This window comes from Flavobacterium aureirubrum, assembly GCF_038739835.1.
In the GTDB taxonomy this organism is placed as follows: Bacteria; Bacteroidota; Bacteroidia; order Flavobacteriales; family Flavobacteriaceae; genus Flavobacterium; species Flavobacterium aureirubrum.
On record NZ_JBCGDO010000015.1, the window covers coordinates 21442 to 40913 of the forward strand.

Annotated in this window: 20 protein-coding genes; 10 read left to right on the top strand and 10 right to left on the bottom strand. The window is 32.7% G+C overall.

What is annotated here, in order from left to right; translation table 11 throughout:
• Positions 1-6: 6 nt before the first annotated feature.
• From WFZ85_RS11205 to WFZ85_RS11230, 6 genes are all read right to left on the bottom strand, one after another.
• Positions 7-1206 carry an AIR synthase related protein gene (locus WFZ85_RS11205; RefSeq protein ID WP_342696380.1) on the bottom strand — a complete coding sequence of 400 codons (1200 nt, stop codon included), beginning with the start codon at positions 1204-1206 and terminating at the stop codon, positions 7-9.
• Between the two features lie 71 nt (positions 1207-1277).
• On the bottom strand, positions 1278-1442 hold the full coding sequence (locus tag WFZ85_RS11210) for a hypothetical protein (RefSeq protein WP_342696381.1): 165 nt from the start codon (positions 1440-1442) through the stop codon (positions 1278-1280).
• Positions 1429-1899, bottom strand: coding sequence for a PIN domain-containing protein (locus WFZ85_RS11215; protein ID WP_342696382.1), 471 nt, complete (start codon positions 1897-1899; stop codon positions 1429-1431). The genes WFZ85_RS11210 and WFZ85_RS11215 overlap by 14 nt, the downstream gene beginning before the upstream one ends.
• Before the next feature lie 73 nt (positions 1900-1972).
• Positions 1973-2743 carry an OmpA family protein gene (locus WFZ85_RS11220; protein WP_342696383.1) on the bottom strand — a complete coding sequence of 257 codons (771 nt, stop codon included), beginning with the start codon at positions 2741-2743 and terminating at the stop codon, positions 1973-1975.
• Positions 2740-3579: an OmpA family protein gene (locus tag WFZ85_RS11225; protein WP_342696384.1), complete on the bottom strand. Its 840-nt coding sequence runs from the start codon at positions 3577-3579 to the stop codon at positions 2740-2742. Before WFZ85_RS11225 ends, WFZ85_RS11220 begins: the two co-directional genes overlap by 4 nt.
• Positions 3579-4466: an OmpA family protein gene (locus WFZ85_RS11230; protein ID WP_342696385.1), complete on the bottom strand. Its 888-nt coding sequence runs from the start codon at positions 4464-4466 to the stop codon at positions 3579-3581. The genes WFZ85_RS11225 and WFZ85_RS11230 overlap by 1 nt, the downstream gene beginning before the upstream one ends.
• Positions 4467-4603: 137 nt before the next feature.
• On the opposite strand from WFZ85_RS11230, the gene WFZ85_RS11235 reads away from it, so the two are divergent.
• Positions 4604-5056 carry a T9SS type A sorting domain-containing protein gene (locus WFZ85_RS11235; protein WP_342696386.1) on the top strand — a complete coding sequence of 151 codons (453 nt, stop codon included), beginning with the start codon at positions 4604-4606 and terminating at the stop codon, positions 5054-5056.
• A 63-nt stretch (positions 5057-5119) separates the two neighbouring features.
• Entirely contained in the window at positions 5120-6241 is a 1122-nt protein-coding gene (locus WFZ85_RS11240; RefSeq protein ID WP_342696387.1) for a cadherin repeat domain-containing protein, read from the top strand.
• 67 nt (positions 6242-6308) lie between these two features.
• Here WFZ85_RS11240 and WFZ85_RS11245 read toward each other — a convergent pair whose 3' ends face one another.
• Positions 6309-6653 carry a hypothetical protein gene (locus WFZ85_RS11245; RefSeq protein ID WP_342696388.1) on the bottom strand — a complete coding sequence of 115 codons (345 nt, stop codon included), beginning with the start codon at positions 6651-6653 and terminating at the stop codon, positions 6309-6311.
• A 455-nt stretch (positions 6654-7108) separates the two neighbouring features.
• Positions 7109-9298, bottom strand: coding sequence for a glutamine synthetase III family protein (locus tag WFZ85_RS11250; protein ID WP_342696389.1), 2190 nt, complete (start codon positions 9296-9298; stop codon positions 7109-7111).
• Between the two features lie 204 nt (positions 9299-9502).
• On the opposite strand from WFZ85_RS11250, the gene WFZ85_RS11255 reads away from it, so the two are divergent.
• Positions 9503-10450: a TerC family protein gene (locus WFZ85_RS11255; RefSeq protein WP_342696390.1), complete on the top strand. Its 948-nt coding sequence runs from the start codon at positions 9503-9505 to the stop codon at positions 10448-10450.
• Here WFZ85_RS11255 and WFZ85_RS11260 read toward each other — a convergent pair.
• Together WFZ85_RS11260 and WFZ85_RS11265 are read right to left on the bottom strand one after the other, a co-directional pair.
• Complete coding sequence (locus tag WFZ85_RS11260) at positions 10445-11563, bottom strand: GTP cyclohydrolase (RefSeq protein ID WP_342696391.1); 1119 nt, start codon at positions 11561-11563, stop codon at positions 10445-10447. The two genes, WFZ85_RS11255 and WFZ85_RS11260, sit on opposite strands and share 6 nt — an antisense overlap.
• Positions 11563-12537: a transporter gene (locus tag WFZ85_RS11265; RefSeq protein ID WP_342696392.1), complete on the bottom strand. Its 975-nt coding sequence runs from the start codon at positions 12535-12537 to the stop codon at positions 11563-11565. Before WFZ85_RS11265 ends, WFZ85_RS11260 begins: the two co-directional genes overlap by 1 nt.
• 100 nt (positions 12538-12637) lie before the next feature.
• Here WFZ85_RS11265 and WFZ85_RS11270 point away from each other — a divergent pair, with 100 nt between their 5' ends.
• The 7 genes from WFZ85_RS11270 to WFZ85_RS11300 all read left to right on the top strand — a co-directional run bounded on the left by WFZ85_RS11270 (position 12638) and on the right by WFZ85_RS11300 (position 19380).
• A complete protein-coding gene (locus WFZ85_RS11270; protein ID WP_342696393.1) occupies positions 12638-12910 on the top strand; it encodes a DUF4834 domain-containing protein in 273 nt (90 codons plus the stop codon).
• An 87-nt stretch (positions 12911-12997) separates the two neighbouring features.
• Positions 12998-15424, top strand: a complete 2427-nt coding sequence (locus tag WFZ85_RS11275; RefSeq protein WP_342696394.1) for a YfhO family protein — start codon at positions 12998-13000, stop codon at positions 15422-15424.
• Positions 15425-15466: 42 nt separating this feature from the next.
• Positions 15467-15634: a hypothetical protein gene (locus WFZ85_RS11280; RefSeq protein ID WP_342696395.1), complete on the top strand. Its 168-nt coding sequence runs from the start codon at positions 15467-15469 to the stop codon at positions 15632-15634.
• 4 nt (positions 15635-15638) lie between these two features.
• Positions 15639-16106, top strand: coding sequence for a nucleotidyltransferase (locus tag WFZ85_RS11285; protein ID WP_342696396.1), 468 nt, complete (start codon positions 15639-15641; stop codon positions 16104-16106).
• On the top strand, positions 16107-17390 hold the full coding sequence (locus WFZ85_RS11290) for a glycosyltransferase family 4 protein (RefSeq protein WP_342696397.1): 1284 nt from the start codon (positions 16107-16109) through the stop codon (positions 17388-17390).
• 2 nt (positions 17391-17392) lie between these two features.
• On the top strand, positions 17393-17899 hold the full coding sequence (locus tag WFZ85_RS11295; RefSeq protein WP_342696398.1) for a hypothetical protein: 507 nt from the start codon (positions 17393-17395) through the stop codon (positions 17897-17899).
• Positions 17900-17913: 14 nt separating this feature from the next.
• Positions 17914-19380, top strand: a complete 1467-nt coding sequence (locus WFZ85_RS11300) for a lipopolysaccharide biosynthesis protein (protein WP_342696399.1) — start codon at positions 17914-17916, stop codon at positions 19378-19380.
• Positions 19381-19472 lie beyond the last annotated feature (92 nt).

The window sequence follows — 19472 nt, forward strand, 5'->3', positions numbered from 1 at the left end:
GATAATCTAATACTCAAATTTCCCAAACTCACTTTCAATAGTGAGCTTTTTAGTCTTGTTCTGATGACTATCAGAATCTATCGCTTCTACTCTACCTACAATGTGCGCATCCACACCAAAAGATTTTGAGATGGCAATAATATCATTGGCAATCTCATTGGGAACATACAATTCCATTCGGTGTCCGCAGTTGAAAACCTGATACATTTCTTTCCAATCTGTTGCTGATTGTTCCTGTATTAATTTAAACAAAGGTGGAATTGGAAATAAATTATCTTTTATCACATGAACATTATCTACAAAATGCAACACTTTTGTTTGTGCGCCACCAGAACAATGCACCATTCCGTGAATTTCGCTCGGAGTGTATTTATCAAGAATTGTTTTGATGATTGGTGCATAAGTCCGTGTTGGAGAAAGTACTAATTTTCCAGCGTCAATTGGAGCATTTTCAACTTCGTCAGTCAATTTCACCTTTCCAGAATACACCAAATTATTTGGCACAGAAGCATCAAAACTTTCAGGATATTTGGTAGCTAAATAATTGGCAAAAACATCATGCCTTGCCGATGTCAAACCATTACTTCCCATGCCACCGTTATATCCTTTTTCATATTTGGCTTGACCAAAAGAAGCTAAACCAACAATCACATCGCCAGCTTTGATATTGGCATTGTCAATCACTTTGCTGCGTTTCATTCGAGCGGTAACGGTGGAATCTACAATAATGGTTCGCACTAAATCACCCACATCCGCAGTTTCACCGCCAGTAGAATGAATGGTAACGCCAAAGGTTTTCAACTCAGCAATCAACTCTTCTGTTCCGTTGATAATGGCTGAAATCACTTCAGCTGGAATGAGGTTTTTATTTCTTCCAATGGTTGAGGAAAGCAAGATATTATCAGTAGCACCAACACATAATAAATCGTCGATATTCATAATCAATGCATCTTGTGCAATGCCTTTCCAAACCGATAAATCACCCGTTTCTTTCCAATACATATAAGCCAAAGACGATTTTGTTCCTGCGCCATCAGCATGCATAATGAGGCAATATTCATCATCATTGGTCAAATAATCGGGAACGATTTTACAAAAAGCTTTGGGGAATAATCCTTTATCGATGTTTTTGATGGCGTTGTGCACATCTTCTTTCGAAGCAGAAACGCCGCGAAGGTTGTAACGTTGGCTGTTATCAGAGCTCATTTTTAGTAGTAACTGCTATTAAAATCATACTTCTTGTTTTTTAAGATTTTCTCAGGACTATTAGTAGATAGTTATTTGCCAATAGGTTTCTGTTTGCTATCTGTTATTTGATTTTTTAAATATGATTTTAACTCTTCAAAACTCATATTTTGAGTTTCTGCACTTATTTTGTCTCTAATTTCACGCATCATTTTTACTGCATCAAATTTTTTTTCTATTTTTTTAGTCGTTTTCATTTTCAAAGTTTATTAAATCTTTTGGACTTCTAATTTCAATCATTTGATAACCTAATTTTAAATTTACTGAATTATATCCTTTTATTCTGTCTAAGTTCACAATATGTTTAAAATTCCAACTTGCTAAAACATCAACTTTACTAATTGTTGCTATCGCAATATGCCTGCAATCTTCCAAAGAAGTTTTCCCAACAACTTTTTCTTCAATATATCTGTTTGCAAGTTTAACGGCATCTTCGGTTAATTCTATTCTTTCAAATTTCTCGGTAGAATAATTATGGAGCAATTCCTTGACGTTTTTTGGTGCTCTTATTAATTCAACGTCAAGTAAATCCGAAATCACAAAAACAATCTCATTGTTTTCAAATCTTTTAAAAAAACTTCTTGTCGCATCTTTAAATTCTTCATCAAAATATCCGCCTATTACTGATGTATCTATGTATATCCTCTGCTTCACAAATACAAAAGTACATATAAAGTTTAAATTAATGATACTGATTATTGTTTAGTTAGAATGCAGATTTTTGAATTTAGTTTTCCAAAATTAAAATCTCCACTCTTCGGTTTTCATCGGCTTCGGTTTCGTTTCTTTCCGGAATTTTATGAACGGGTCTTGATGTTCCAAATCCTTTAAAAGTCATTCGCTTTCTATCGATTTTATTTCTAATCAAATAGGAATAGATAGCTTTAGCTCTTGCGGTAGAAACATCATTTATATCAGTATTAAATTGACAACAAATGTGTCCTTGAATTTCAATTTTTAACTTAGGATTTTCTTCCATGGCACAAAGTAAGTCATACAATGTAGATTGTGATTTGGGTACTATTCTAGCTGAATTATTAAAAAAATAAATATTAGGCAATTTTATGATTTCGCCCACTTTGGAATTTCTGATGAGCTTTGTCAACTCACTTTCAATGGGTTTTGATTGCTCTTCGCTATAAAAAATGGTGACTTTTCTATTCTCTGCTTGAATTTTTGATTGTTTGAAATCTTTTCCAAATGCTATCTTTTCTAGATTTTTATTGAATTTCAATCCGCTTTTTTCTAATAAATCTCGAACATTTTCGATGCGTCTTTCGGCTAATTTTTTGTTGTAATTTTTGGTATCAACACTATCACAATACCCTAAAAGTTTGACAATTTCAATATTCTTATTGGCAGCTATCCATTCGTTTGTAGCGAGAATAGAACTTTGGTTTGGAAAGTCCTTATTGAAATCAAAGAACACTTCAAATTGTTTTTGGCTTAACGATTTGATAGAAATCAGAAAAAAACATATGATGATTTTCAGTTTCATTGTTTAGCAACAATTAAAATTTCAACTCTACGATTAGCAGCGCGTTCTTTTTCATTTCTTTCGGGCAAACGATAAATTGGGTCATTGCTACCATATCCTTTAAAATTCATTCTGTTCACTGGAATTCCTTTTTTTGTCAAATATTTCAAAATAACAAGCGCTCTTCGGTAAGATAACTTGGTGTCATTAGGGTTTGGATTACAACAAATATGTCCGTGAATTTCTATTCTCAATTTTGGATTAGCTACCATAATTTGATATAACTCTTCCAAAATGGGTTCCGATTGTTGCATCACTTTTTCGGAATTGAAATAAAAACTGATGTTATTAATCCTAATCAAATCACCTTTTTTTGCCTTATCAAATTTTGATGCTAAAGTTGATTTTTCTTCAGCTACCAAGGTTGACAATTGCGTCAATTGAAAATCACTTTCAACAGTGACATCTTTCGGAATTATAACTTCTACTTCTGTATAAAAAACAACTACTTTCCTGTTTTCACTTTGATTTTTAGAATAGTCAAAATCTTTTCCAAACGCTTTCAATTCTACTTTATCGCTTATTTTGACAGCATTGTCTTTAAAAAAAGTAATCATGGTGTTTATCCTTCGCATGGCCAATTCTTTGTTATATTCACTATCATCAACACTATCGCAATAACCTAGAACTCGGATTATTTCAGCATTTTTATGCTCCAAAACCCACTGATTAATTTTAATTTGAGACAACTCATTGGGAACATCTTTATTAAAATCAAAGAAGACTTCCAGTTTGTTTTGACTGAAAACAGTAACCGAAAACAGGTAAAATAAACATAAAAGATAGTTCCGCATCATTAGTTTTGAACGATTAATATTTCAACTCTTCTATTAGCAGCGCGCTCTTTTTCATCCTTTTCGGGTAAAGGGAAAACGGGTTGTGTGCTTCCAAAACCTTTGTAGGACAATCGGCTTTTATCGATTTCATTTTGTATCAAAAAATTGTAAATGGCTTTGGCACGTTGGGTTGACAAATCAGTTCTATCCACTGGCATACAACATAAATGACCGTGAATTTCGATTTTCATTTGCGGATTTTTTTGTAAAACTAATAGCAATTCAAAAAGCTTTCCACGAGATTCATTGACAACCGCAAAAGTATTTATGACAAAATTGAGGTTTTCAATTTTCAGTTTTTCACCTGGCTTTGCTTCACTCACTTTCTTCATAAAAGCGCGATCAAGTTTAAATTCGGACTGGGTTCCATTGGGATTTTCAAAAACTAGTTTTTCGGGGTAAACTATTTCGGGTTTAGGTTCTTTGGGTATAATCTCGTTTTTTATTCCAAGGATTTCATCTTCTCTTGAAATGTCTTTTTCTAAAATGTAATAAATAGATACTTTTCTATTCTCCGCTTTGTTAGCCGATTGTGTAAAATTTTCACCAAAACTTCTCGATTTAAAATCTTCCCTAATCTTGACAAACTTTTTAACCTGATTAAAAATAAAATCAACTCTTTTTTTGGCAAGTGTATCATTAAAACCCGAAGTTCCATCTTCGTCAGTATAACCATTTATCGCTACAATTTTGGAATTTGCGTTTTCTAGAATCCACCTATTTAGCTTTGAAGTCTCGCTTGAATTTAAATCAAACTTATTGCTATCGAAGAACAAAACCATTTTTTCCTGAGCGGTAGAAGTGAAAACAGAAAACAAAAATAGAATGTAGGCAGAATAGATTTTCATACTAAAAAAATATAGGGAAAGTTACGCAAAATTTGTTTCTTACCATCTAAAAGCAAGACCATTTTAAATATATCATGGGAAATGTGGTACTTCGTTTAGATAGAAACAGTTATATTTGCTCACTAAAAATTATGCCAATGAAACAATTATTTATTTTATTTTGTTTGTTTTTAAGTAGTAATGGAATTGCACAAGCAGTGATTCAATCTATAAATTCAGGAAGTATTATCGGTGGTAGTGGTTCAATAGCTGTAGGTGAAATTGTTGTTGTTCCTCAAAATCAAACGCAATCCGCTTCGGGAATATTGGGTCTTTTATCGCAAGTAAATCAGACTTTAGAAGTGCCGCAATTAACTCTTAATGAAAAAATTGTAGTTTATCCTAATCCTACAATGGCTGCCATTTATTTTCAAACGAACACAAATCTTGTAGACGAAAAGGTCGCTGTTTACAACATGTCGGGGAAATTAATTTCAGAAAAGAACATTTCGACCGATAATTCTTTGGATTTATCACAACTTCCATCGGGTGTTTATCTTATTACATTTGCAAACCAAAAAATTGCATCTTTTAAAATAATTAAACGATAAAATTCAATCCCGAAATTTCGGGACAAAACTCAATTCAAGATTTAAATTCAATACAATAACTATATGAAAAAAATAATTACACTTAGCTTACTTTTTATCACTTTTTTATCATTTGCTCAAGTGCCACAAGGTATTTCTTATCAAGCCATTGCGCTTAATTCGTCGGGGAATCCGGTGATTAGTTCCAATGTTCAAGTAAGACTTTCGATACTAGATTCTTCGATTTCGGGAACGGTTTTATATTCAGAAACGCAACTGCGAACAACCAATGCACAAGGCTTATTTAATTTAGTAATTGGGCAAGGAACTGTTGTTTCTGGCGTGTTTAACACTATTAACTGGGCAACCAATGCTAAGTTTTTGAGAGTTGAAATGGATGCTACAGGTGGAACTAATTATGCTTTAGTTGGAACCACACAATTGCTGAGTGTTCCTTATGCATTGGCTGCCGACAGTTTGATTACTTCTCCAGGTGAAGGAATTACATTGGTTTCGCCAAATGGAACGCCTTATCAATTAACCGTTAGTGACAGCGGACAATTATCTTTACCTACAACTGGAAGTGCATCGCCAAGCACACCAAACAACTTTTTCATGTATGGAACGTTTAATTCGTTTAATCCAACAACAGCATTGTTAATGGCTAGTCTTAGTAGTGGTGGCAACTTAAATAGATTTGGTTACCGGTATTTAACAGCGGGTACAGAATTAAAGTTTTTAGCCACTAACACGGCAAGTTCTCCTATATATGGTGTTAATTTATCGAATAACCTTCAAGTAAATGGGGCAAGTTTTTTAGTAAATACTACAGGCTATTATTTAATTGATTTAGTGAATGGTTCTGGTCCAACTTATCCTTTAAATGATTTTTCATTGGGTCTAAGATCGCTAAGTCCAATAATAGACTACGATTTAACATCATCATTTATTAATAGCACCTATTCAGTAGCGACAAATACATTTATATTTAATCTTACTATATCCGCTAATAACAATGCCCGTTTCAAATTTGTTTATGATGACCCTAGAGGAAGTTTTCACGGCGATAATCTAGCAGATGGCACCCTCGAAAGTGACGGTACAGGGATAACTGTTACAAATACCGCAGCAGTGCCAAGAAATTACAGAGTAGAATTGACCATCAACTTTAATGGCTCAGCTACATACACGGTCACACCATTGTAACTGGGAAATATTGCACTAAAATCTCGCTCAATGAGCGGGATTTTTTTTTATTTGAATACCTGTAGTTCTATCCTTTCAACTTCATAATAATATCCAATTGCGCTTTCAGAATTTTGTTTTCTTCTTCAAGCTCGGTAATGCGTTGTTCTTGCGCTGATTTTTGCGTTTCGACATTGATATTTCTAAATTCTTCGGGCAACTGATTGGCCACTACTTGAAAAATATTGTATTTCATAGCATAACACAAATCAATCAATATATCAGTTTGAATGCTTTCGTTTCTATAGTATTTAAACATGGCACTCCCTTTTCTGCCAATGGCTGTTTGAATTTCAGAGTTGGATAAATTCAATTCTTTCATCAAATTTTTAATGATGACGCCTGTATTGATGCTGTGTTTACTTTTTTTCATTGCTTTAAAAAAATTTACTTCCCACAAAAATAATAAATTATAGGTTCAAATTTAGTAAAATTACACTTTAATGATGTTAAATATTACTTTTTACAAGTATAAAGATACTTTTTATATTTTATTAATTATTTACTAGTATTTAAAAGATACTTTTTACTATTTTGTAAACACTTTGTAGCTGTCCTAAGATACTTTGTAGCTGTCCGATGACGATTTGCAGGCATACGAAGATACTTTGTAGTTATTTAAAGATGCTTTTTAATTGTACGAAGCTACTTTATAGCTCTCCGAAGCTACTTTGTAGCTGTCTGAAGCTACTTTCAGGGCATAAAAACATATTCTGAATAAAAGTTACACCTTTTTACCTTAAAAAATCAATTTATAAAACAAAAAAAACCTGCTTTTATCAAGCAGGTTTAGTCTTTATTCTGGCTGTTTTCTATATTCTGAAAAAACTATCTCGTAAACAACAACTCTCTATATTTAGTTAACGTCCAAATTTCGTCATCCACCAAAAGTTCTAATTTATCACAGTGTTCTCTGATGACTTCAAAATAGGGTTTTACTTTATCGCAATACATTTCGGCCATTTTTTGAGCATCGGTTAAAGCATTGGCTTTTTTGCGAGCTTCGGTCATCGCTTCTACATTAGAATTGATGCCTTCAATGTGGAGTGAAATATCTTTGATTAAGGAAATTTGCTCTTTAGCTATTTTCTCAAAATCTTTTCCGAAGATTTCTTTTAATCCACGAACGTTTTCAATCAAGGTATTTTGATAACGAATAGCTGTTGGAATGACATGATTACGAGCTATATCGCCCAAAACTCTACCTTCAATTTGGATTTTCTTAGTGTATTCTTCCAATTCGATTTCGTAACGCGCTTCTACTTCAACGTGGTTCATTACGTTCAAATCTTTGAATAACTCTAATGCTTTTTTAGAAACTTTAGCTTTCAAAGCTGCTGGAGTTGTTTTATGATTACTCAAGCCACGCTTTTTAGCTTCTTTTTCCCATGCATCGCTATAACCGTCGCCTTCAAAAAGGATGTTTTTAGTTTCCTTGATATATTCTCTCAATACATTGAAAATGGCTTCGTCTTTTTTCAAATCGTTTTTCTCGATTAAAGCATCTACTTCTTTTTTGAACGCTTTCAATTGTTTGGCCACAATAGAATTGAGCGTTGTCATGGCATTAGCACAGTTTGCAGACGAACCAACGGCTCTGAACTCAAACTTATTTCCAGTGAAAGCAAACGGCGATGTTCTGTTTCTATCGGTATTATCCAACATCACATCTGGAATTTTACCTACAACGTTCAGTTTCAAATCGGTCTTTTCTTCTGGCGATAATTTTCCTTTAGAAACACCTTCTAATTCAGCTAACACTTTGGTCAATTGTGCTCCAATAAATACAGAAATTATGGCTGGTGGCGCTTCATTGGCACCCAATCTATGGTCATTACTTGCCGTTGCAATTGAAGCTCTTAATAATTCTTCATATTCATTTACCGCTTTAATAGTATTGATAAAGAAAGATAAAAATTGAAGGTTACTCATAGGCGTTTTTCCTGGCGAAAGTAAATTCACACCAGTATCTGTTGCCATCGACCAGTTATTGTGTTTCCCTGAACCATTCACTCCTTTAAAGGGTTTTTCGTGAAATAATACTTTAAAATCATGACGTTCGCCCACTTTTGACATTACATCCATTAACAGAGAATTGTGGTCAACCGCTAAATTAGTTTCCTCAAAAATTGGAGCCAGCTCAAATTGATTTGGCGCTACTTCATTGTGACGTGTTTTTACTGGAATTCCCAATAACATACATTCCTCTTCTAACTCTCGCATATAGTTCAAAGCACGAGAAGGAATAGAACCAAAATAATGGTCATCTAATTGTTGTCCTTTGGCAGAAGTGTGTCCAAGCAATGTTCTTCCTGTCATCACTAAATCAGGACGCGAATTAGCTAAAGATGCATCAACTAAAAAGTATTCTTGTTCCCAACCTAAAGTGGCAGTTACTTTTTTAACGTTTTTGTCAAAATATTTACAAACCTCAGTTGCCGCTTCATCCACTGCATTCAAGGCACGTAACAAAGGTGTTTTATAATCTAAAGCTTCACCAGTATATGAAATGAAAACCGTAGGAATACATAAAGTTGTTCCAAAAATAAATGCAGGAGAAGTTGGATCCCACGCAGTATAGCCACGAGCTTCAAAAGTGTTTCTAATTCCACCATTTGGAAAAGAAGAAGCGTCTGGCTCTTGTTGAACTAATTGTCCACCGCCAAATTTTTCTACCGGATCAGAACCATCATAAGAGGTTTCGAAGAAAGCGTCATGCTTTTCGGCAGTTGTTCCTGTTAATGGTTGAAACCAATGCGTATAGTGAGTTACGCCTTTGGACAAAGCCCATTCTTTCATACCCATTGCGATATAATCGGACAATTTTCTATCTATTTTTGTTCCGTGCTGCACCGCATCTTTTACTCCTTTATAAGCATCCGAAGTCAAAAATTGCTTCATGGCTTTATCGTTAAACACATTCGAACCAAAAAGTGCTGATTTTTTACCAGCTTCTTCAAATTTTACAGGTTTTCTACCTGCTGCATCTTTTAATGCTTGAAAACGTAAAGTTGACATAAAATTTTATTTTTTATAATTATACCCTATTATTTTGTTGCAAATATAGTATTAATTTTAATTTATATTAAATATACCCTATTTATTTAGGGGCAAAAATGATTTATTGACAATATTTGTGTGGTTTAAAAAATCACAACATTTGTTAATTATTACTATTTGAAAAACCAAACTGCTATATTTGCACGAATTAAATCAAACATCATGCTTGTCTGGATTGTCTTTTTGACCTTAATATTTTTATTTTTGGCGCTTGACTTGGGCGTTTTTAACAAAAACCCACATATAATAAAACCTAAAGAAGCCGGAATATGGACAGGTATATGGGTTACACTTTCGTTTGCCTTTTCATTTGTAGTCAAATGGATTTATGCCAATGGTTACATCGATAATCCAACAAATTTAACTCCAGCAGTAGCCACTTTAAAATTCATTACTGGCTACTTAATTGAGTTGTCATTAAGCATTGATAATATTTTTATTATTGCTGTAATTTTTGCTTCATTTAAAATTCCTCAAAAATACCAGCATCGTGTTTTATTTTGGGGAATCTTGGGTGCAATTGCCTTTAGAGGTTTGATGATTTATTTTGGTGTGATACTGATTAATAAATTCAGCTGGATGACCTATATTTTTGGTGCCTTTTTACTTTTTACCGCCATCAAAATGATATTCAAAGGCGAAGAAGAAGAATTCAATCCAAAAAAATCTTTTGTTTATAGAAATCTACGAAAGATAATTCCCATTACTTCTCATACAGATGGTGAGCACTTTTTTGTAAAGAGAAGGCATATCACGGCAGCTACACCTTTGTTTGTAGCTCTTATTGTAATTGAAGTTATGGATATGCTATTTGCACTAGATAGTGTACCAGCAATATTAGCTATAACATCTGATCCGTTTTTAGTTTTTAGTTCCAATATTTTTGCAATTTTAGGATTACGCTCTATGTACTTTTTCTTGGCTAATATGCTAGAAAAATTTAGTTATCTCGAATACAGTTTAATTGCCATTTTAACCTTTGTTGGAATAAAAATGTTGATTGTACACCATTACAAATTCCCCGAATGGATTTCATTAGGCTTTATTGCTTTATCGTTAACACTTGGCGTTCTGGTATCTTTATACAAAAGCAAAGAAAAGCAACTATAAGTTTTTTAGATAAGTTCTTCGCTTCCTGAAAACAACTGGCTCAAAATGTTTCCAAATATTGATAATTGCATGGTTATCTTCAAGATAAGGTGTATTATAACAGTATTGAATACCTTTATCTTTAAAAGCTTCATAATATTCATTAAAAACAATGGCGGTAACACCTCTACTTTGATAAACAGGATCAATACCAATTAAGTAAAATATGATATCCTTACTTTCCTTCCTTGCTTTCAATAAATGGTAAAAACCAAAAGGAAATAACTTTCCATTTGCTTTTTGCAAAGCCACAGCGTAACTAGGCATAACAATACTAAAGGCCACAATATTGTCGTTTTTATCTACAATGAATTTTATATACTCTGGATTGATAAAATTGATGTATTTTTTCTTGAAAAATTCTTTTTGTGCATCAGTAATAGCGACAAAAGAGGCAAGACTGGCATAGCTTTTATTGAATAAATCAAACATTTTGTCCACATAGGGCATAATGTCTTTTGTTTTAGAAAAGTTAACAGGCGTTAGCTCATATCGTTTTTTTATCAACTCATTAGCTTTTAAAAAAAACTCTGTTTTAACATTGCTAAAAGGAAACTTATTTTCATGAAATTCTTTTTCTTTTACATAACCCAACTTTTCTAAATGAGTGGCATAATAAGGATAATTATACCAAGTTATCATGGAACCTATTTCATCAAATCCTTCAACCATCACACCCACTTTGTCAAGATTAGAAAAGCCCATTGGCCCTTCTACATGGTCTAAATTATTCTTTTTACCTAGTTCATAAACTTTTTCTAATAGTGCTTTTGTAACTTCGATATCATCAATCACATCCCACCAACCAAAACGAACTTTCTTTTTTTGTTGGTCATTGACTTCGTTCCAATTAATGATTGCTGCTATTCTCCCAACGATTTGATTATCTTGATATGCTAAATAAAAATAGGCCTCAGCCGATTTAAAAACGGGATTTATTTCTTTATCAAAAGTTTGTAGTTCGTCATCAATTAAAGGCGGAACCCAGTGTGGATGATTTTTATATAATGCAAATGGGAATTTTATAAACTCCTTGAGAAGTCTTTTGGAATTGGCTTCAACTATGGTGATCATTATGGCTTTGGATTTTCGAGTTCTACTTCGTCTTTACGTTTTTTACCTTTGTCTGCTTTTGATTTTTTATCTTTCTTTTTGTCGTCTTTTTTATCGTTTTTAATTCGTTTGTAATTTGTTTCATAATTACTATCAAAACGCCATGAAAGTCCAAAACCTCCATATAAAATAGAGGGTGTGTCTTTAAAGTTTTTGGATAATGAAGCATCCAACTGAATATTTTCTCTTACTAAATAAGCGGCTCCAAATCTAAAAACAGTGTCGGCATAAAAATCGCTTTTATAGCCTTGAAACTCTAAAAAACCAGACCAACGCATATTAAAACCTCTAGTTAAAGTGGTAATTAATGCTAAAGTTGGAAAATCTGTCAGGTATCGATCAGCGATGATATTGGTAACAAAAACCCATTTGCTCCCAAAATGATTTTGAGTAATCAGCATCAATTTAGGACTAATAGCTGGATCAGTGTCAAAAGTATACGGATTTGTACCCAAGTTTAAATTAAAACCACCATAAACTGCCACAGCAGGTATAAATTGTTTCCAACTAAATTTGTGATTCGCTTTCCAGCTATATAAATTGGGCTTATCATTTGCTCTTAAAAAAGGATCATAAACCAAATATTTTGCTCCTAAAGTGAATTGCTTAAAACCACCGCGAGTATCCATAATCAAAGGTGAACTGTACCAATCATATTGATACTGCGACTCTAAATTAAATTCAAACTGATCAAAAAAAGCACCATATCTTACACTCAACTCATTTCCAAAACCATTCGCTTCATAGCGTTGTAACTGATGCTCTTCATTTATTCCATACAAACCAACTTCTGCTTGAATAACAGATTTTCCCACAGAAAACGCTGACATTGATCTTCCTGGTCTATTTGAATTAATAACATCGGTATACTGGGCATATTGATGGGCAGAACAAAGAAATAACCCAAAAATGAATAGTGTTTTTATTTTAAACATGGTCTAGTGGTTTACAGCGTATAATGTCTACCAAAAGTAATATAATTTATCATTTATTTAAGATGTAGAACCGAAAATTGCATTAAGGAATTTAGTATTTTTGACAAAAATTATCTCAGAGATGGAAACAGCATCAATGCCGGGTTTTTTAAAAACCATACTTTATATAATTGCTTTTTACTATATTTTCAAATTTTTAGCTCGTCTATTTTTACCTGTGATTGCCAAAAAAGTAGTTGAAAAAGCGTCTCAACAATACCAGCAGCAACAGCAAAACTACCAGCAGAAAAATAATACTCCAGCTGATACTTTTGAAAAACCCAAGGAAAAGAAAGTTGTTGGTGAATATATTGATTTCGAAGAAATAAAATAAATAGTATTCAGTGGTCAGAACTGAGTGTTCAATTTTATAACTTTTAAACTCATAGACCTTTCAACTTTTAAACTCCTCAACTTTTATATGAAAAAACTCGAAAAGTTTTATCCTCATTTAGCAGCCATTTTTGGCTTTGTAATAATTGCACTAGTCTATTTTTATCCAGTTCTACAAGGAAAAAAAATCTATCAATCAGATATTGTTCAATATACCGGAATGGCAAAAGAACAAAACGATTTTAGAGCCGAATATGACGCTGAACCCTATTGGACAAATTCTGGATTTGGTGGAATGCCAACCTATCAGCTTGGCGCCAAATATCCGAATGATTTTATTGGAATGCTTGATGATGCTTTGCGTTTTCTTCCGAGACCAGCTGATTATTTGTTTCTTTATTTCTTAGGGTTTTACGCCTTACTACTAGTCTTCCGTGTTGATCCTTTGAAAGCTTTTTTTGGAGCTTTAGCCTTTGGTTTTTCAACCTATTTGATAATAATTCTCGGCGTTGGACATAATGCCAAAGCGCATGCTATCGCTTACATGCCATTGGTTGTTGCTGGATTTATAGTTGTTTTTAAGAAGCATTACATTCACGGTGGAATTCTAACGATGCTTGCCGTAGCGTTGGAAATCAATGCCAATCACTTTCAAATGACCTATTATTTGTTGTTGTTTTTACTGGTGTTTTCGGTATATTTTTTATACAAATTATTCAAAGAAAAAGACTTAAAAGCATTGCCTAAAATCATTGGAACATTTGCCGTTGCAGTCGTTTTGGCTATTGGTGCCAATGCTACTAACTTATTGGCAACCAAAGAATATGCAGATTTTAGTACGAGAAGTAAAAACGAGCTAACTTTCAATCCTGATGGTTCAAAAGTTACGACCGATAATGCACTTTCACGAGAATACATCACAGAATATAGCTACGGAATTGCCGAAAGTTTCAATCTGATTGCGCCACGATTATTTGGTGGTTCCAATGCCGAAAATGTGGGAACAGACAGTCATTTATATGAATTTATTTCCAATCAAGGTGCATCGCCAAGCGAAGCTGCAGAATTTGCCGAAAACGTTCCAACCTATTGGGGAAATCAACCTATTGTTGCCGCGCCAGCTTATATTGGAGCAATTGTTTTCTTCTTAGCGGTTTTAGCATTATATCATGACAAACGAAAAATAAAATATGCTTTCGTTGCTGGTGCAGTTTTCTCATTGCTTCTTTCTTGGGGTAAAAATTTCCCAGCTTTAACAGACTTTTTCATTGATTATGTTCCAATGTATGACAAATTTAGAGCGGTTTCTTCCATACAAGTCATTTTAGAATTATGCGTTCCAGTTTTGGCCATTATGGGATTACAATCATTCATCAAAAATGAAGAAAATCGCAAAAAATCGTTGCTTTATGCGGCTGGAACTTCTATAGGGTTAGTGGTTTTACTATTCTTATGCAAAGGAATGTTCGAATTTACATCCGCTAACGACAACTATTATATCGAAGCTTATGGACGCGAAATGGGAACGGCATTTGTAGATGCTTTAAAACTCGACCGCGAAAGTTTATACAAAGCTGATTTATTGCGTTCTGGTTTCTTTATGTTGGTAGCTTTTGGATTGCTTTGGTTTTACTTAAAAGGAAAATTAGCACAAGGAAATACCATTATTTTGATTGGTATATTTATGGTAGCTGATTTATTTTTTGTGGCCAAAAATTATGTAAATGTTAAAGACTTCGTTAGTGCTCGGGAAATGAACGAACCATTTCAAGCTACCGAAACCGATTTGCAAATTCTTCAAGACACAACGCATTACCGCGTTTTTGAAGTGGCTGGAAACATGAGTAGCGCTAGAGCTTCTTATTTCCATAAATCGCTTGGTGGTTATCATGCCGCAAAACCAAAAAGAATACAACAACTATTTGATTATCAAATTGCCAAAAACAATAAAAATGTTTTGGATATGTTGAACATCAAATACATTATTCAAACCGACGAAAAAGGACAAGAATTTGCCACTATAAATCCTGATGCGAATGGAAATGCTTGGTTTGTTTCTTCAATTAAATCTGTTAAATCTGCTGATGAAGAAATGAAAGCATTGGATAAATTGGATACAAAAAATATTGCTGTAATGAATGCAATTGATGTTAATAATTTAAAATATGGACACAAACTTGGTTTTTATGAAAACTCTTCAATCAATCTTGTTTCATATCTTCCTAATAAAATTAAATATGTTAGTACTAGAAATGCTGACGGTTTTGCGGTTTTCTCTGAAATCTATTATAAAAATGGTTGGAAAGCAACAATCGATGGTAAAGAAGCACCAATTTATAGAGTGAATTACACACTTCGTGGACTGGAAATCCCAAAAGGAAAACACACCATCGAATTCAAATTTGAACCAGAAGTCGTAAAAACAGGAAGTACAATTGCTTTGTTTAGTTCCATTGGAATGTTATTATTGATTGTTGGTGGCGTTTATTTTGAGAGAAAAAAGAAGAAAGAGTAATTTAAAAGATAATTTTGTAGATTTGATTGTTATTTTAACAATATGAAGACGAAGATGACAACAAAATTAAATCATGCTAATCCATCGAAAATGGAAGCTCGCCATATTGCTGAGATTAGAAAGATGACACCTCAACAACGTTTTGAAAAACTGATGGCTATTATTGAAATTTCTTATCTTTTAAAAACTTCAAAAAAAATATCAAAATAATTAAATGAATAGTCAAATAGTTGAAATTTGGAAATACTTTTCATTGAATAATGTCAAATATTTAACTATTGGTGGATTTGCTGTAAACATGTATGGTTATGGACGAAATACTGGAGATATTGATATTTTTATTGAAGATTCAGATGAAAACAGAGAAAATTTAAGAGTTGCTTTAAAAAAAGCTGGAATAGGCGATTTTGAAAATATTAAAACGATGCAATTTATTCCTGGTTGGACTGATATTTCATTAAATTTCGATTTACGATTAGATTTGATGACCTCTGTAAAAGGATTAGAAAACAGCACTTTTAATGAACTTCTAGAAAAAGCTTATATAGCTGAAATTAGCGGTATTCCTGTTTATTTCCTAGATTATGAAAATCTGATTAAAGCAAAAAAAGCTGCAAATCGTCCTAAAGATATTTTAGATATTGAAGAATTAGAGAAAATCAATAAAAATTCTAATCCCTAATTGAAACCCAAAAAACTTTTAATCATTACCTATTATTGGCCACCAGCTGGTGGACCAGGCGTTCAGCGATGGTTAAAGTTTGTCAAATATTTACCTGATTTTAATATTCAACCAATCGTTTATATTCCCGAAAATCCAACCTACCCGATTATCGATAATGGTTTACAAAGCGAAGTTTCAGAGAAAGCAATTATTCTAAAAAAGAAAATTGTTGAACCGTATGGCTTTGCTTCTTTTTTAGGAAAAAATAAAACCAAAAAAATCAGTTCGGGGATTATTCCCAATCAAAAAAAACAATCGTTTGTAGAAAAAACATTGCTTTGGGTTCGAGGTAATATTTTCATTCCCGATGCGCGTTTTCTTTGGATAAAACCTTCGGTAAAGTATTTGAAAAAATACATTGAAGAAAACCAAATCGATACCATTGTCACTTCTGGTCCACCACATAGTTTGCATTTGATTGGTTTGCAATTAAAAAAAGAGTTGAACGTAAAATGGTTTGCCGACTTTCGTGATCCGTGGACAACGATTGGCTATCACAAAGCGTTGAAATTGTCGTCTTCTGCCGAGAAAAAGCACAAAGCATTAGAAAAAGAAGTGCTAACAACTGCTGATACTATAATAGTAACGAGTAAAACCACCAAAACGGAATTTCAAGCGATAACCTCTCAACCCATAGAAGTAATTACCAACGGTTATGATGTGGAAAAAGTTACCAAACAACCCTTGGACGAAAAATTCACTTTGGCACATATCGGTTCGTTTCTTTCAGAACGAAATCCTAGGATTTTGTGGAAAGCAATACAAGAATTAACCAAAGAAAATCCGGATTTTAAAGAAGATTTCCAATTGAAACTAATTGGCGCTGTCAGTCAGGAAGTTTTGGATACTATTTCGGAGTTTAAATTGAATGATTACGTTTTGAATTTGGGTTATGTTTCCCATCAAGAAGCAGTGGAACACCAACGAAAATCGCAAGTTTTATTGTTAATCGAAATCAATTCAAACGATACTAAAAGTATTATTCCCGGAAAATTATTCGAATATATGGTTTCCGAAAGACCAATTATTGCACTTGGTCCAGAAGGTTCAGATTTTGCCGAAATTATCACTTCCACCAATACCGGAGTTTTCTTTTTATATGACGAATTGGAACAATTAAAAGCGTTACTTTTGAAGTATTACAATTTATACAGAGAACAAAATTTAAAAGTGAATGCTGTTGGTTTACAGCAACATTCAAGAAAAAGTTTAACGGAACAATTGACGAAAATTATTTCTTAACTATGAAAATTAAAAGTTTATTTTTTAAAGTTCCTGAACCTAAACTAAAAACAATTAAAAATGTTACTGTCTATATTTCTGAAAAATACTCAGAAATAATTATTGCTCCTATTTTTAAAGATACTATTGGAGGTTATAGTTATGAACAAGAAGTTTGTGAAAAATTAGAGTTAAATACTTCTTATGAAAAAATTGGAGAAACAATAAAAGTAAACTTTAATAAATTCGATATAAAGGAAAATAAAAAGGAAAAGCATAACAAATCAGATTGGCCTGCTTTTAAATTAAGTCGAGAAAAAACAATAACTGGTTTCGAAAAATACTACAAACGCTTTTCTATTTCAGGTGTGAATGAATATAATACCATCTTAACAATTGAAACTATATCAAATAATTTGCACGAAATTGAATTAACAACATCAATATCTTTTCATTGTGACAATACAGAACTCGGAAAAAGAATTATGAAATTATTTAATTCGGAAGTTTGTTACAAATCTAATATTTAATATCTAATATTTAAATGGGCATCGTTATCAACCAATCCATCAAAAACACGGTCATTACCTATATCGGTTTTGCGATTGGTGCGGTAAACTCGTTGTACATGTATCCGCATTTTTTAGGAGAAGATTTTTACGGAATTACCACTTATATATTATCATCTGCCAATGTATTGTTTCCTTTGATGGCTTTTGGTATTCATAATACGTTGATTAAATTTTTCTCCGAATACAAAACCGAAAAAGAAAAAAAACAATTTCTCGGCTTTGTACTTTTACTGCCGTTATTGATAATCCTACCGATTTTTGCAATCAGCATACTAGGTTATGATAGCATTGCTTCTTTTTTATCCCGAAAAAATGCTATTGTTTACGACTATGTTTGGCAAATCCCAATCATCGCTTTGTGTATGGGCTATTTTGAGATTTTTTATGCTTGGGTAAAAGTACATATGCAATCGGTTTATGGAAATTTTCTCAAAGAAATTGGGTTACGAATATTGATTTCTATTTTTTTATTAAGTGTATATTTTCAAATTATAACCGTTGAACAATTCATCACTGCTACGATGTTTGCCTATTTGATAAGCATGCTATTAATGCTTTTTTATGCCAACAAAGTAAAGCCGATTTCATTTAGATTTAAAATACCAAACAACGCCAAAGCCATTTTAGTATATTCCAGTTTTATCATTTTATCAGGAAGTGTTGCCAACATGCTTTTGGATATCGACAAAACGATGCTGAACCAATACATCGAAATTAAAAATTTGTCTTACTACTCGGTCGCTATTTTTATTGCAACAGTAATTGCCGTTCCAAGTCGATCGATGCATCAAATCACCTACCCGATTACCGCCAAATTGATGATTGAAAACAAATACGACGAATTGAACGATTTGTATAAAAAGTCATCCATTACATTACAAATTGTTGGTGGACTGGTACTTGTTGGTATTTTAGTAAACATCAACCAAGTGTATCATTTACTGCCAAAAAATTATAGCGGTGGAATTCTGGTTGTTTTCTTGATTGGGATTTCTAAATATTTCGATTTGATTTTAGGAAACAACAATGCTATTATTTTCAATTCTAAATACTATCGTGCCATATTATTTTTAGGATTATTACTGGCGTTTTTTGCTATCACACTCAATATGATTTTTATTCCAAAATATGGCATAAATGGCGCAGCCATTGCAACATTAATTTCAATTACATTATATAGCATTGCCAAACTGCTTTTTGTGGTGTTAAAAATGAAACTCTATCCGTTTACTGTTAATAATATTTATGCTTTGCTAATAGGATTGCTTTGTTTCTTTGGGTTTTATTATTGGGAATTTCCATTTCATCCAATAATAAATATAATTCTGAAATCTATTTTAATTACTTTACTTTATGTCTTTCTTTCTTTTAAAGCTAATTTATCAGAAGACATAAATTCAGTAATCATAAAGACTTTGAAAATAATCAGGATGAACTAATAGTCATAGCAATGTTTATTTAAAATAAATACATTTTTATTGTTTATCAATAAATATTTATTATTTTTGCTCTATAATTTAAAAACTAAAAA